Source organism: Reyranella humidisoli (assembly GCF_019039055.1).
In the GTDB taxonomy this organism is placed as follows: Bacteria; Pseudomonadota; Alphaproteobacteria; order Reyranellales; family Reyranellaceae; genus Reyranella; species Reyranella humidisoli.
Genome location: NZ_JAHOPB010000001.1, coordinates 3,081,227 through 3,092,835, shown reverse-complemented (window position 1 = coordinate 3,092,835; position 11,609 = coordinate 3,081,227). Strand labels below are relative to the sequence as shown.

Genomic DNA, 11,609 nt, shown 5'->3' with positions numbered 1-11,609 from the left:
TTCATCCCTCTACAGCTTCTTCACCATGCGGACGCGTGTATGCACGTCCTTGCCGTGGTCCGGTGGGCCACGGTGGACGATCTCGAAGCCGTGGCTGCCGTAGAGCTTGATGAGATGATCCATCATCTCGGCGGTAACGAGCGAAAGGGTGAGGTCGCCACGCGCGTGGGCCACCTCGTCAAGCCGCTCGAGCAACCACCGGCCGAGCCCCGCGCCCTGCTTCGCCGGATCGACGGCGAGCCGGTCGAGGAAGAGTTCCTTCTCGCGCCGCTCGGTCGCCGCGACGCCCACTACCACGCCGCCTTCCTCCGCCACGAACAGGTCGCCGCGCTCGATCGAGGCCGGCAGCCAGCCGTAATAGTCGGGCGGGATCTCGCGGCCGAGCCTCCGGAGATAGGGCGTGAAGGCCGCGCGCAGGATGCGGTCGGCGTCGGCGCGCTCGGACGGGAGGGCTAGTCTGAAGGTAAAGGTCATGCCGCGAGACTAACCCTCTACCGGGCACAAAGAAAAACGCCCGGTCTTTCGACCGGGCGTTTTCGATCTCGATGCGAGAGGAAGTGGCTTACGCCGCTTCCTGCTGCTCGGCCTGGTCCGCCGACGGACCGCTGTCCTGGCCCTTGGCCGTGGTGTCGCGCTCGACGAACTCGATCACCGCCATCTCGGCGGCGTCGCCGAAGCGGTAGCCGGCCTTTAGAACGCGCAGGTAGCCGCCATTGCGCTTGGAGTAGCGCGGGCCCAGCGTGGTGAACAGCTTGTCGGCGATGTAGGGATCGCGCAGGAAGCCGATCGCCTGACGACGCGCATGCAGACCGCCGCGCTTGCCGAGCGTGACCAGCTTCTCGACGATCGGACGCAGGTCCTTCGCCTTGTGCAGCGTAGTCGTGATCTGCTCGTGCTTGATGAGGGCACCGGCGAGATTCATGAACATCGCCTTGCGATGCTCAGCCGTGCGGTGGAACTTCCGGCCGCGATTATTGTGACGCATGACTTATTTCCTTCTACCGGCCTAGTACGGCTCTTCCAGCCGCTTGGCCATTTCCTCAATGTTGTCCGGCGGCCAGCCCGGGATTTCCATACCCAGGTGGAGGCCCATGCCAGCCAGCACTTCCTTGATCTCGTTCAGCGACTTGCGGCCGAAGTTCGGCGTGCGCAGCATCTCCGCCTCGGTCTTCTGAACCAGATCGCCGATGTAGATGATGTTGTCGTTCTTCAGGCAGTTGGCCGAGCGAACCGACAGTTCGAGCTCGTCGACCTTGCGCAGAAGATTGCGGTTGAACGGGAAGTCGTCCTGCTGCTCTTCCTTCCGGACTTCGCGCGGCTCTTCGAAGTTGATGAAGAGCTGCAGCTGGTCCTGCAGGATGCGGGCGGCGAGCGCCACGGCATCGGCCGGCATCGTCGTGCCGTTGGTCTCGACCGTCATCGACAGGCGGTCGTAATCGGTGACCTGGCCAACGCGGCTGTTCTCGATCTTGTAGGAGACACGCTTGACCGGGCTGAACACCGAATCGACGGGGATCAGGCCGATCGGGGCATCTTCGGGACGGTTCGCCGACGCCGGGACGTAGCCCTTGCCCGTGGCGACCATCAATTCCATCGAGATCGACGCGCCGTCGTCGAGCGTGCAGATCAGGTGCTTCGGGTCCATGATCTGGACGTCGCCCGGCAGTTCGATCATCCCGGCGGTGACTTCGCCGGGGCCGACGGCGCGCAGGTACAGACGCTGCGGGCGGTCGCCCTGCATCTTCACGGCCATCGCCTTGATGTTCAGCACGATGTCGACCACGTCCTCGCGGACGCCGGGAATCGACGAGAATTCATGCAGCACGTTGTCGATCTTGATCGACGTGACGGCCGCACCCTGGAGCGACGACAAGAGTACGCGACGCAGAGCATTGCCGAGAGTGAGACCGAAACCGCGCTCGAGCGGCTCGGCGACGATGGTCGCGACGCGACCGGGATCGACGCCGGCTTCGGTGACAAGCTTCTCCGGCTTGATCAGGTCCTGCCAGTTCTTCTGAAGCACGTGGGCTACCCCTCTAGACCGGTTCGAGCGAGCCCCTCAGGACTCGCCATACATTCTCAAAGAGCGGGCGGCGCCTGAGCGCCGCCTCCACTCGAAATCAGACGCGACGACGCTTCGGCGGGCGGCAGCCGTTGTGCGGGATCGGCGTCACGTCGCGGATCGACGTCACGGCGAGGCCGACGGCCTGCAGCGCGCGCAGCGCCGACTCGCGACCCGACCCGGGACCGCGCACGAGGATCTCGATGGTGCGCATGCCGTGCTCCATCGCCTTGCGACCGGCGCCTTCGGCGGCCATCTGCGCGGCAAACGGGGTCGACTTGCGCGAGCCCTTGAAGCCCTGCTGGCCAGATGACGACCAGGCGATCGCATTGCCCTGGGCGTCGGTGATCGTGACGATCGTATTGTTGAACGAAGCATTCACGTGAGCGACGCCCGCGATGATGTTCTTGCGTTCCTTGCGACGGGGACGCGCGGCGCCGGTGGCGGCTGCAGCTTTGGCCATGACCTCTATCCCCTCTTACTTCGTCACTTTTTTCTTGCCGGCGATCGGCTTGGCCGGACCCTTGCGGGTGCGCGCATTGGTATGGGTGCGCTGGCCGTGGACCGGCAGGCCGCGGCGATGACGCAGGCCGCGATAGCAGGCGAGGTCCATCAGACGCTTGATGTTCATCGCCACTTCGCGACGCAGATCGCCTTCGACCGAGTAGTCGCGGTCGATGGTCTCGCGGATGCGAATGACCTCGTCGTCGCTCAGCGTGTTCACGCGCCGCGACTCGTCGATCCCCACTTTTCCACAGATCTCCTTGGCTTTCGCCGCGCCGATCCCGTGGATGTACTGAAGTCCGATCACGACACGCTTGGCGGTCGGAATGTTCACACCGGCTATACGAGCCAAAGTCCCAACTCCTTCAAAGACTTATGGCGCGCTCGCGCGCGCCCGTCACAGTTCCGCTGGCCCCGGAAAAGCGCGCGATTATATGTACCCGCGCCCCCGAGTCAATGGAACTAACCCTTGTCAAGTCCCCACCAGAACTCCCGTGATCTGGCGGTAAACTTCGTCCATCGCGGCCATCCCATCGACCTTCCGCAACACCCCGCGGGCGCTGTAGTAGGGCAACAAGGGCTCGGTTTGAGCCCTGTAGGCAGCCATGCGAGTCTTCATGGTCTCTGCATTATCGTCCTTGCGGCGGGTGAATTCCTTCGACCCGCAGACGTCGCAGACACCTTCGGCCTTCGGCCGCTTGAACTTGTCGTGATAGCCCGCGCCGCACTTGGCGCAGGAAAACCGGCCGACGATGCGCTCCGTCAGCGCCTTCTCGTCGACTTCCATCTCGATCACCCGGTCGAGCTTCCTGGCCGTCTCGGCCAGCATCTTGTCCAGTGCCCTGGCCTGGGCCTCGGTCCGCGGGAAACCATCCAGGATGAAGCCCTTGGCGCAGTCCGGCTGGGCGATACGGTCCTTGATCAGGCCGACCATCAGCTCGTCCGGGACCAGCTCGCCCCGCTCCATGATGCCCTTGGCCTTCTGGCCGAGCTCGCTGCCCGAGGCCACGGCCGCCCGCAGCATGTCGCCGGTCGAGAGCTGGATCAGCCCCCGCTCGTGCTGCAGCCGCTGCGCCTGCGTGCCCTTGCCGGCGCCCGGCGGTCCCAGAAGAATGATGTTCATCGGCCCTTGCCCCTCAGGCGGGCCTTCTTGATGAGGCCCTCATACTGGTGAGCCAGCAGATGCGCCTGCACCTGGGTCACAGTGTCGAGCGTGACCGAAACCACGATCAGGAGGCTGGTGCCGCCGAAGTAGAAGGGCACGCCGCCGCGGGCGATCAGCAGTTCCGGCAGGATACACACTGCCGAGAGATAAAGGGCGCCGATCACCGTGAGGCGATTCAGAATGTACTCGAGATACTCGGCCGTGTTCTTGCCCGGGCGAATGCCCGGAATGAAGCCGCCGTTCTTCTTCAGATTATCAGCTGTGTCCGCCGGATTGAACACAACGGTCGTGTAGAAGAAGCAGAAGAAGACGATCAGGCCGATATAGGCAAAAAGGTAGAGCGGCTGGCCGTGGCCGAGATAGGTCGACATCCACTGCATCCAGCCCGGCTCGCCGGAATTGCCCTGGAACGACGCGATGGTCGCCGGGAACAGCAGCAGCGAAGAGGCAAAGATTGGCGGAATGACGCCGGCGGTATTGATCTTGAGCGGCAGGTGCGAGGCCTCGCCGCCATACATGCGGTTGCCGACCTGGCGCTTGGGGTACTGAACGACGATTCGTCGTTGCGCGGTCTCGACGAAGACGACCACCGCCACCACCAGCACGATACCCAGCACCAGCGCGATGATGAACAGCGCCGACAGGGCGCCCGTCCGGCCGAGTTCGAGGGTCTGCACCAGCGCGTCCGGGAGGGCCGCGACGATGCCGGCGAAGATGATCAGCGAGACGCCGTTGCCGACGCCGCGCGCGGTGATCTGCTCGCCCAGCCACATCAAGAACAGTGTGCCGCCGACCAGCGTGATGATCGTCACGAACCGGAAGAATACACCCGGATCGATCACGACCGGGCCGGCCGTGGCCACCTGGCTCTCGAGTCCGACCGCAATTCCGTAGGCCTGGAAGGTCGCCAGGATGACCGTACCGTAGCGCGTATACTGGTTGATCTTCTTGCGGCCCGCCTCGCCTTCCTTCTTCAGCGCCTCGAGCGACGGAACGACCGTCGTCAGGATCTGCATGATGATGGAGGCCGAGATGTACGGCATGATGCTGAGCGCCAGCACCGACATGCGGCCGATCGAGCCGCCGGAGAACACGTCCAGCAGGCCCGCGATGCCGCCGGAATTCTGCTTGAAGATCTCGGCCAGGGCGGCCGGATCGACACCGGGGACCGGGATATAGGCGCCGATACGGAAGACGACGAGCGCGGCCACGGTAAACCACAGCCGCTTCTTCAGCTCGGTCGCCCTACCGATCGAACCCCAGTTCAGGTTGGAAGCAAGTTGCTCGGCGGCGGATGCCATGAAACCTCACGCGTGAACGACACAAGGGGGAAGCGACGCCCCCGTTGACGCCGTCCGGATCAGGCCGCTTCGGCCACGGGCTTGGGCGGGAGTTCGACCTTGCCGCCGGCCTTCTCGACCGCGGCGATCGCCGACGCCGAGGCGCCCGCAACCTTCACTTCGATCTTGGTCTTGATCTCGCCCTTGCCAAGTAGGCGGACACCGTCCGCGGCATTCTTGAACAGGCCGGCTGCCAGCATCGCCTCGGCGTCGATCACCTTGGCGGCGTCGAGCTTCTTGTCGTCGATCGCCTTCTGGAGCGTGCCCAAATTGACGACCTGATAGCTCTTCTGGTGCGGCGGACGGAAGCCGCGCTTCGGGATGCGGCGGTAAAGCGGCATCTGGCCGCCCTCGAAGCCCTTGATGGCGACGCCGGTACGGGACTTCTGGCCCTTGACGCCGCGACCGGCGGTCTTGCCCTTGCCGGAGCCGATACCGCGGCCGACGCGCATGCGGCCCTTGCGGGCGCCCGGGTTGTCCGAGATCTGGTTCAGTCTCATGGTAATTACCTCCGCGCCGCGGCCCAAGGGCCTTAGCGCGCTTCCTCTTCGACGCGCACGAGATGGCGCACCTTGTTGATCATGCCGCGAACTTCGGGCGTATCCACGAGCTCACGGGTGCGATGACGCTTGTTGAGCCCCAGGCCGATCAGCGTCGCGCGCTGATCGTCCGTGCGGCCGATGTGGCTGCCGGTCTGGGTGATCTTGACTGTCTTGGCCATGGTCCGGTTCCTTAAGCCGCCGCTTCCGCGGTCGTCTCGTCACGGCGGCCGAGAAGGTCGCCGACCTTCTTACCGCGGCGGGTGGCGACCATGCGCGGCGAGTTGAGCTGCTCGAGCGCCTTGAACGTCGCCTTGATCATGTTGTGCGGGTTCGACGTGCCGACCGACTTGGCAACGATATCCTTGATGCCGAGCGTCTCGAAGATGGCACGCATCGGGCCGCCGGCGATGATGCCGGTACCGGCCGGGGCGGCGCGCAGCGTCACCTTGCCAGCACCGAAGCGACCCTTGACGTCGTGATGCAGCGTGCGGCCGTCGCGCAGCGGCACGCGGATCAGGCCGCGCTTGGCCGCTTCCGTGGCCTTGCGAATCGCCTCGGGAACCTCACGGGCCTTGCCGGCGCCGTGGCCGACGCGTCCACGCTGGTCGCCAACGACGACGATGGCGGCAAACGCGAAGCGACGACCGCCCTTCACGACCTTCGCGACGCGATTGATCGTGACCAGCTTGTCGGTCAGTTCATTGTCCTCGTCGCGGTCGCGGTCGCGGCTCCGATCGCGATCGCGCGGAGAACGGCCGGAACCACCGGGTGAACGAGCCATATTCTAACTCCCGATCAGAACGACAGGCCGCCCTCACGGGCGGCATTGGCCAGCGCAGCGATGCGGCCGTGATACGTGTAGCCACCGCGATCGAAGATGACTTCCTTGACGCCAGCCGCGACGGCGCGGGCGGCGATCAGCTTGCCAACCTCGGCAGCAGCGCCCTTGTCGGCGCCGGTCTTGAGCGCCCCCCGGACATCCTTGTCGAGCGACGAGGCTGCGGCCAGGGTCACGCCCTTACGGTCGTCGATGACCTGGGCATAGATGTGCTTGCCTGAGCGGAAAACGCTGAGACGCGGACGGCCGCCGGCGGCCTGGCGCAGCGCATAGCGCGTGCGCCGTTGGCGGCGGGCGAAAAGAGCATTGCGGTCGGACATGGTTCTCTCGCCTCTACTTCTTCTTGCCTTCCTTGCGCCGGATCGTCTCGGTCGAGTACTTGATACCCTTGCCCTTGTAGGGCTCCGGCGGACGCAGACTGCGAATCTCGGCCGCAATCTGGCCCACGCGCTGACGATCGGCGCCGGAAATCTCGATTTCGGTCGGCTTCAGAGCCTTGATCTGGATGCCGGCCGGAATGGGAATCTCGACATCGTGGCTGAAGCCGAGCTGCATCTTCAGCATCTTGGCATCGGCCGCGGCGCGATAGCCCACGCCGTTGATCTCGAGGTTGATGGTGAACCCGTCGGAAACGCCGCGGACGACGTTGCTGGCCAGGTTACGTGCCGTGCCCCACTGCATGCGGGCGCGACGGCTCTCGTTCCGCGGCTTGAAGACCAGGCCCTCGGCTTCCTTGGCGACGGTGACGTCGTCATGGACCATGAGCTGGAGTTCGCCCCGCTTGCCCTTGGCCTTGAGGTGCTGGCCCTTGAGCTCGATGGTGACACCGGCCGGGATGGCGACCGGATTTTTACCGACGCGCGACATGGTCAGAACACCTTGCAGATGACTTCGCCGCCGACATTGGCGGCCCGCGCCTCGGCGTCGGACATGACACCGCGCGGCGTGGAGAGGATCGAAATGCCGAGCCCGTTGAAGTGGCGCGGCAGCTCGCGGATCTTGGAATAGACGCGACGCCCCGGAGTGGAGACGCGCTTGATCTCCTTGATGACCGGACGGCCGTTGTCATACTTCAGCTCGATGCGGAGCTCCTTAACGCCGGGGCGCAGCTCTTCTTCGAACCAGCCGCGGATATAGCCCTCGCGCTGGAGCACATCGAGAACACTCGACCGAAGCCGCGAAGCCGGCGCCGTCACGCTGTCGAGGCGCGCCGACTGGCCGTTGCGGATACGGGTCAGCAAATCGCCGACGGGATCTGTCATCGCCATGGTCTACGGTCCCCGTTTACCAGCTCGACTTCACGACGCCGGGCAGAGCACCCAGCGACGCCAGCTGACGCAGCGCAACGCGCGACAGCTTGAACTTGCGATACACGGCCCGCGGGCGGCCCGTGAGTTCGCACCGATTGCGGACACGCGTCGGCGACGAATTGCGCGGCAGGTCCGCCAGCTTGAGGCGGGCCCCGAAGCGCTCTTCCGGCGTCAACTTGTCGTCGACCGCCATCGACTTCAGCTTGGCGCGCTTGCCGGCGTATTGCTTCGCCAACTTTGCACGCCGGTTGTTCTTCTCGACCGAGCTAGTCTTGGCCATGTGTTTCTCCGGCCTCAGTTCACGAACGGGAAGTCGAAAGCGCGGAGAAGCGACCTGGCTTCCGCATCCGTCTTCGCCGTCGTGCAGATGATGATGTCCATACCGCGCACCTGGTCGACCTTGTCGTAGTCGATTTCAGGGAACACGATCTGCTCCTTCAGGCCCATGGCGTAGTTGCCATTGCCGTCGAACGACTTGCCGTTCAGTCCGCGGAAGTCGCGAACCCGCGGCAGGGCGATGTTGATCAGGCGGTCGATGAATTCGTACATCCGGTCGCGGCGCAGCGTGACCTTGGTGCCGATCGCCATGCCTTCACGCAGCTTGAAGGTCGCGATCGACTTGCGCGACCGGGTGATCACCGGCTTCTGACCGGTAATCGCCGTCAGGTCGGCCACGGCGCCGTCGACGGCCTTGCGGTCATTGACCGCCTCGCCGACGCCCATGTTGATGACGATCTTCTCGAGCTTCGGCACCTGGAAGGGGTTCTGATAGGAGAACTCCTTGATCAGCGCTTCACGCACGGTCTTGGTGTAGTGTTCTTGCAGACGCGCGGGCATGGCCCGTTCTCCTAGCGGTCGATGGTCTCGCCGGAGGCACGCGCGATGCGCACCTTGCGGCCGTCTTCAAGGAACCGGAACCCGACCTTCGTCGGCTTGTCCGATTTGGGATCCAGCAGGGCCACGTTGGAGACGTGGATCGTGGCCTCGCGTTCGATGATGCCGCCGGCTTCCGCACGGCTCGGCTTGGTGTGGCGCTTGATCATGTTCACGCCGGAAACGACCACGCGGTTCTCCTTGGGAAGAACGCGCAGAACGTCGCCCACCTTGCCTTTGCTGCCACCGGTGATGACTTTCACCCGGTCGCCCTTCTTGATCTTCAGTTTGATTGCCATGGCTAGAGCACCTCAGGCGCAAGCGAGATGATCTTCATGAACTTCTTGGCGCGCAGCTCGCGCGTCACCGGTCCGAAGATACGAGTGCCGATCGGTTCGTCCTGCTTGCTGATGAGCACGGCGGCGTTGCGATCGAAACGGATGGCGCTGCCGTCGGGGCGGCGCAGGGCGAACGAGGTGCGGACGACGACGGCGCGATGCACCTCGCCCTTCTTCACCTTGCCGCGCGGAATGGCTTCCTTGATCGACACGACGATGACGTCGCCGACACTTGCATACTTGCGGCGGGAGCCGCCCAGCACCTTGATGCACTGGACTCGACGGGCGCCCGAATTGTCGGCGACCTCGAGGTTGGTTCGCATCTGAATCATGACTTTTGCTCCGACCGCTTAAGCCTGGGCGCCTTCGACCAGAACTTCCCAGCTCTTGGTCTTGGACAGCGGGCGGCACTCGCGGATGCGGACGATTTCACCAACCTTGCCCTTGAAGGCGTTGGCTTCGTCGTGCGCGTGATACTTCTTCGACTTGCGAATGAACTTCTTGTAGATCGGATGCTGAACGCGGCGCTCGACCTTGACGACAATGGTCTTGTCCATCTTGTCGCTGACGACGACGCCTTCCAGGATACGCTTCGGCATTTCGTGCTCCTTAACCGGCGGCCTTGTCGCCCAGCACCGTCTTGATGCGGGCGATGTCGCGACGAACCTGGCGCGCGCGGGAAGTCTTCTGCAGCTGGCCCCCAGCCTTCTGGAAGCGCAGGTTGAATGCCTCCTTGCGAAGGTTGCCGAGCTCGTTCTTGAGCTCGTCCTTGGTCTTGGGGCGCAGATCGGTGGCCTTCATGTCCTTCTCCCTCAGCCTTCGGCGCCGACGCGGCTGACAAAGCGGGTCTTGATCGGCAGCTTCGCGGCGCCGAGCGCCAGGGCTTCCTTGGCGATAACGCCCGAGACGCCCTCGAGTTCGAACAGGATGCGGCCCGGCTTCACGCGGGCCGCCCAGAATTCGGGCGCGCCCTTGCCGGAGCCCATGCGGACCTCAGCCGGCTTCTTCGAGACGGGGACGTCCGGGAACACGCGGATCCAGACGCGGCCGGCACGCTTCATGTGACGCGTGATGGCGCGGCGGGCCGCCTCGATCTGGCGCGCGGTCAGGCGATCCGGCTCCATCGCCTTCAGCCCGTAGGAGCCGAAGTCGAGGTTGAAGCCGCCCTTGGCAGCGCCGCTGATACGGCCCTTGAAGGCCTTGCGGTACTTGGTGCGCTTGGGTTGCAGCATGGTGGATTACGCGTCCCTCTGCTCGGTGCGCTCCGGGCGCGCCGGCGTACGTTGCGGCGCGGCTTCCTCGGCGCGCTTGTCGTGCGCCATCGGGTCGTGCGCCATGATCTCGCCCTTGAACACCCAGACCTTGACGCCGCAGGTGCCAAAGGTGGTGAAAGCGGTGGCGGTGCCGTAGTCGATGTCGGCGCGCAGCGTGTGCAGCGGCACGCGACCTTCGCGGTACCATTCCATGCGAGCGATTTCCGAACCGCCGAGGCGGCCCGAACAGTTGATGCGGATACCGAGCGCACCCAGGCGCATCGCCGACTGGACGGCGCGCTTCATGGCGCGACGGAAAGCGACGCGGCGCTCGAGCTGCTGGGCAATGTTCTCGGCGATCAGCGTGGCATCGATCTCGGGCTTGCGGATCTCGACGATGTTCAGGGCGACCTCGCCCTTCGTCATCTTGCCGAGGTCGGTCCGCAGCTTCTCGATGTCGACACCCTTGCGGCCGATCACGACGCCCGGACGGGCGGTGTGGATCGTGACACGGGCACGCTTGGCCGGACGCTCGATGACGATCTTCGCGACACCCGCCTGAGCCAGCCGCTCGCGCAGCACCTTGCGGATCTGGATGTCCTCATGGAGCATCTTGGAATATTCGGCGCCTTCGGCGTACCAGCGCGAATCCCAGGTCCGGTTGATGCCGAGCCGCAGGCCGATCGGATTGACCTTCTGACCCATTACTTGTCCTCCGCCTCGGCGCGCTCGCGCACCACGATCGTGAGATGAGCGAACGGCTTGACGATGCCTGCCGCACGACCGCGGCCGCGCGTCTGGAAACGCTTCATCACCAGGCCCTTGCCGACCGACGCCTCGGCGACGACCAGGCGGTCGACATCGAGGTTGTGGTTGTTCTCGGCATTGGCGATGGCCGAATTCAAAGCCTTCTTCACGTCGCGGGCGATCCGCTTCTTGGAGAAGGTGAGCTCGTTGACGGCCGTCGCGGCCTTCTTGCCGCGGATCGTCGCGGCCACGAGGTCGAGCTTGCGCGGGCTGATACGCACGGCGCGCAGGACGGCCTTGGCTTCGTTGTCCGCCTCGCGGCGGGGAGCGGATGGCTTGCTCATCGCGCGTTAATCCTTCGACACTTTCTTGTCACCGGCATGGCCAGTGAAGGTGCGGGTCGGCGAGAATTCGCCGAGCTTGTGACCGACCATCTCCTCGGTGACGTTCACCGGGATGAACTTCTTGCCGTTGTAGACGCCGAACGTCAGGCCGACGAACTGCGGCAGGATGGTCGAACGACGCGACCATGTCTTGATCACTTCGCTGCGGATGCTGCCGCGCGACTTCTCGGCCTTCTTGATCAGGCTGCCTTCAACGAAGGGGCCCTTCCAAACGGAACGTGCCACTGTCCTAT

23 protein-coding genes are annotated in these 11,609 nt (G+C 64.6%); all 23 read right to left on the bottom strand.

Translation table 11 applies throughout. From position 1 onward, the window contains the following. Positions 1 to 9: 9 nt before the first annotated feature. A complete protein-coding gene (locus KQ910_RS15045) occupies positions 10 to 474 on the bottom strand; it encodes a GNAT family N-acetyltransferase (protein ID WP_216961755.1) in 465 nt (154 codons plus the stop codon). Between the two features lie 88 nt (positions 475 to 562). Next, a complete protein-coding gene (gene rplQ / locus KQ910_RS15040) occupies positions 563 to 985 on the bottom strand; it encodes a 50S ribosomal protein L17 (protein ID WP_216961752.1) in 423 nt (140 codons plus the stop codon). Between the two features lie 21 nt (positions 986 to 1,006). Beyond that, positions 1,007 to 2,023 carry a DNA-directed RNA polymerase subunit alpha gene (locus tag KQ910_RS15035; RefSeq protein WP_216961749.1) on the bottom strand — a complete coding sequence of 339 codons (1,017 nt, stop codon included), beginning with the start codon at positions 2,021 to 2,023 and terminating at the stop codon, positions 1,007 to 1,009. A gap of 97 nt (positions 2,024 to 2,120) precedes the next feature. Beyond that, positions 2,121 to 2,525, bottom strand: a complete 405-nt coding sequence (gene rpsK, locus KQ910_RS15030) for a 30S ribosomal protein S11 (protein ID WP_216961746.1) — start codon at positions 2,523 to 2,525, stop codon at positions 2,121 to 2,123. 15 nt (positions 2,526 to 2,540) lie between these two features. Beyond that, positions 2,541 to 2,918 (bottom strand): 30S ribosomal protein S13, encoded by a 378-nt coding sequence (gene rpsM / locus KQ910_RS15025; protein WP_068188030.1) that lies wholly within the window; start codon positions 2,916 to 2,918, stop codon positions 2,541 to 2,543. Positions 2,919 to 3,038: 120 nt separating this feature from the next. Next, on the bottom strand, positions 3,039 to 3,689 hold the full coding sequence (locus tag KQ910_RS15020) for an adenylate kinase (RefSeq protein WP_216961731.1): 651 nt from the start codon (positions 3,687 to 3,689) through the stop codon (positions 3,039 to 3,041). Next, a complete protein-coding gene (secY, locus tag KQ910_RS15015) occupies positions 3,686 to 5,032 on the bottom strand; it encodes a preprotein translocase subunit SecY (RefSeq protein WP_216961728.1) in 1,347 nt (448 codons plus the stop codon). Before secY ends, KQ910_RS15020 begins: the two co-directional genes overlap by 4 nt. Positions 5,033 to 5,091: 59 nt before the next feature. Continuing rightward, complete coding sequence (gene rplO / locus KQ910_RS15010; RefSeq protein ID WP_068188027.1) at positions 5,092 to 5,571, bottom strand: 50S ribosomal protein L15; 480 nt, start codon at positions 5,569 to 5,571, stop codon at positions 5,092 to 5,094. A 32-nt stretch (positions 5,572 to 5,603) separates the two neighbouring features. Further along, positions 5,604 to 5,792 carry a 50S ribosomal protein L30 gene (gene rpmD / locus KQ910_RS15005; RefSeq protein ID WP_068188024.1) on the bottom strand — a complete coding sequence of 63 codons (189 nt, stop codon included), beginning with the start codon at positions 5,790 to 5,792 and terminating at the stop codon, positions 5,604 to 5,606. Between the two features lie 11 nt (positions 5,793 to 5,803). After that, positions 5,804 to 6,394 carry a 30S ribosomal protein S5 gene (rpsE, locus tag KQ910_RS15000; protein WP_068188022.1) on the bottom strand — a complete coding sequence of 197 codons (591 nt, stop codon included), beginning with the start codon at positions 6,392 to 6,394 and terminating at the stop codon, positions 5,804 to 5,806. A gap of 14 nt (positions 6,395 to 6,408) precedes the next feature. Beyond that, positions 6,409 to 6,771, bottom strand: coding sequence for a 50S ribosomal protein L18 (gene rplR / locus KQ910_RS14995; RefSeq protein WP_216961725.1), 363 nt, complete (start codon positions 6,769 to 6,771; stop codon positions 6,409 to 6,411). Between the two features lie 13 nt (positions 6,772 to 6,784). After that, entirely contained in the window at positions 6,785 to 7,318 is a 534-nt protein-coding gene (rplF, locus tag KQ910_RS14990) for a 50S ribosomal protein L6 (RefSeq protein WP_216961723.1), read from the bottom strand. A gap of 2 nt (positions 7,319 to 7,320) precedes the next feature. After that, positions 7,321 to 7,719 carry a 30S ribosomal protein S8 gene (gene rpsH / locus KQ910_RS14985; protein WP_068188017.1) on the bottom strand — a complete coding sequence of 133 codons (399 nt, stop codon included), beginning with the start codon at positions 7,717 to 7,719 and terminating at the stop codon, positions 7,321 to 7,323. Between the two features lie 16 nt (positions 7,720 to 7,735). Further along, positions 7,736 to 8,041 carry a 30S ribosomal protein S14 gene (gene rpsN / locus KQ910_RS14980; protein ID WP_216961720.1) on the bottom strand — a complete coding sequence of 102 codons (306 nt, stop codon included), beginning with the start codon at positions 8,039 to 8,041 and terminating at the stop codon, positions 7,736 to 7,738. Positions 8,042 to 8,055: 14 nt separating this feature from the next. Further along, positions 8,056 to 8,598: a 50S ribosomal protein L5 gene (gene rplE / locus KQ910_RS14975; protein ID WP_216961717.1), complete on the bottom strand. Its 543-nt coding sequence runs from the start codon at positions 8,596 to 8,598 to the stop codon at positions 8,056 to 8,058. A gap of 11 nt (positions 8,599 to 8,609) precedes the next feature. Then, positions 8,610 to 8,927 (bottom strand): 50S ribosomal protein L24, encoded by a 318-nt coding sequence (gene rplX, locus KQ910_RS14970; RefSeq protein ID WP_216963888.1) that lies wholly within the window; start codon positions 8,925 to 8,927, stop codon positions 8,610 to 8,612. Between the two features lie 8 nt (positions 8,928 to 8,935). Continuing rightward, a complete protein-coding gene (gene rplN, locus KQ910_RS14965; RefSeq protein WP_068188012.1) occupies positions 8,936 to 9,304 on the bottom strand; it encodes a 50S ribosomal protein L14 in 369 nt (122 codons plus the stop codon). 18 nt (positions 9,305 to 9,322) lie between these two features. Further along, positions 9,323 to 9,571, bottom strand: a complete 249-nt coding sequence (gene rpsQ / locus KQ910_RS14960) for a 30S ribosomal protein S17 (RefSeq protein WP_068188010.1) — start codon at positions 9,569 to 9,571, stop codon at positions 9,323 to 9,325. Between the two features lie 10 nt (positions 9,572 to 9,581). Next, positions 9,582 to 9,773: a 50S ribosomal protein L29 gene (gene rpmC / locus KQ910_RS14955; protein WP_216961716.1), complete on the bottom strand. Its 192-nt coding sequence runs from the start codon at positions 9,771 to 9,773 to the stop codon at positions 9,582 to 9,584. Between the two features lie 11 nt (positions 9,774 to 9,784). Beyond that, entirely contained in the window at positions 9,785 to 10,204 is a 420-nt protein-coding gene (gene rplP, locus KQ910_RS14950) for a 50S ribosomal protein L16 (protein ID WP_216961714.1), read from the bottom strand. Positions 10,205 to 10,210: 6 nt separating this feature from the next. Beyond that, on the bottom strand, positions 10,211 to 10,930 hold the full coding sequence (rpsC, locus tag KQ910_RS14945) for a 30S ribosomal protein S3 (RefSeq protein WP_216961712.1): 720 nt from the start codon (positions 10,928 to 10,930) through the stop codon (positions 10,211 to 10,213). Further along, positions 10,930 to 11,316 carry a 50S ribosomal protein L22 gene (gene rplV / locus KQ910_RS14940; RefSeq protein WP_020695011.1) on the bottom strand — a complete coding sequence of 129 codons (387 nt, stop codon included), beginning with the start codon at positions 11,314 to 11,316 and terminating at the stop codon, positions 10,930 to 10,932. The genes rpsC and rplV overlap by 1 nt, the downstream gene beginning before the upstream one ends. A 6-nt stretch (positions 11,317 to 11,322) precedes the next feature. Further along, a complete protein-coding gene (gene rpsS / locus KQ910_RS14935) occupies positions 11,323 to 11,601 on the bottom strand; it encodes a 30S ribosomal protein S19 (protein ID WP_068198238.1) in 279 nt (92 codons plus the stop codon). Between the last annotated feature and the right edge of the window lie 8 nt (positions 11,602 to 11,609).

Bases quoted from the DNA above. Each gene is read 5' to 3' on its own strand.
- KQ910_RS15045 (WP_216961755.1), bottom strand. From the start codon at position 474: ATGACCTTTACCTTCAGACTAGCCCTCCCGTCCGAGCGCGCCGACGCC.
- rplQ (WP_216961752.1), bottom strand. From the start codon at position 985: ATGCGTCACAATAATCGCGGCCGGAAGTTCCACCGCACGGCTGAGCAT.
- rpsK (WP_216961746.1), bottom strand. From the start codon at position 2,525: ATGGCCAAAGCTGCAGCCGCCACCGGCGCCGCGCGTCCCCGTCGCAAG.
- KQ910_RS15020 (WP_216961731.1), bottom strand. From the start codon at position 3,689: ATGAACATCATTCTTCTGGGACCGCCGGGCGCCGGCAAGGGCACGCAG.
- secY (WP_216961728.1), bottom strand. From the start codon at position 5,032: ATGGCATCCGCCGCCGAGCAACTTGCTTCCAACCTGAACTGGGGTTCG.
- rplO (WP_068188027.1), bottom strand. From the start codon at position 5,571: ATGAGACTGAACCAGATCTCGGACAACCCGGGCGCCCGCAAGGGCCGC.
- rpmD (WP_068188024.1), bottom strand. From the start codon at position 5,792: ATGGCCAAGACAGTCAAGATCACCCAGACCGGCAGCCACATCGGCCGC.
- rpsE (WP_068188022.1), bottom strand. From the start codon at position 6,394: ATGGCTCGTTCACCCGGTGGTTCCGGCCGTTCTCCGCGCGATCGCGAT.
- rplR (WP_216961725.1), bottom strand. From the start codon at position 6,771: ATGTCCGACCGCAATGCTCTTTTCGCCCGCCGCCAACGGCGCACGCGC.
- rplF (WP_216961723.1), bottom strand. From the start codon at position 7,318: ATGTCGCGCGTCGGTAAAAATCCGGTCGCCATCCCGGCCGGTGTCACC.
- rpsH (WP_068188017.1), bottom strand. From the start codon at position 7,719: ATGGCGATGACAGATCCCGTCGGCGATTTGCTGACCCGTATCCGCAAC.
- rpsN (WP_216961720.1), bottom strand. From the start codon at position 8,041: ATGGCCAAGACTAGCTCGGTCGAGAAGAACAACCGGCGTGCAAAGTTG.
- rplE (WP_216961717.1), bottom strand. From the start codon at position 8,598: ATGCCCGCGCGTCTGCAAGAACACTACACCAAGACCGTGCGTGAAGCG.
- rplN (WP_068188012.1), bottom strand. From the start codon at position 9,304: ATGATTCAGATGCGAACCAACCTCGAGGTCGCCGACAATTCGGGCGCC.
- rpsQ (WP_068188010.1), bottom strand. From the start codon at position 9,571: ATGCCGAAGCGTATCCTGGAAGGCGTCGTCGTCAGCGACAAGATGGAC.
- rpmC (WP_216961716.1), bottom strand. From the start codon at position 9,773: ATGAAGGCCACCGATCTGCGCCCCAAGACCAAGGACGAGCTCAAGAAC.
- rplP (WP_216961714.1), bottom strand. From the start codon at position 10,204: ATGCTGCAACCCAAGCGCACCAAGTACCGCAAGGCCTTCAAGGGCCGT.
- rpsC (WP_216961712.1), bottom strand. From the start codon at position 10,930: ATGGGTCAGAAGGTCAATCCGATCGGCCTGCGGCTCGGCATCAACCGG.
- rplV (WP_020695011.1), bottom strand. From the start codon at position 11,316: ATGAGCAAGCCATCCGCTCCCCGCCGCGAGGCGGACAACGAAGCCAAG.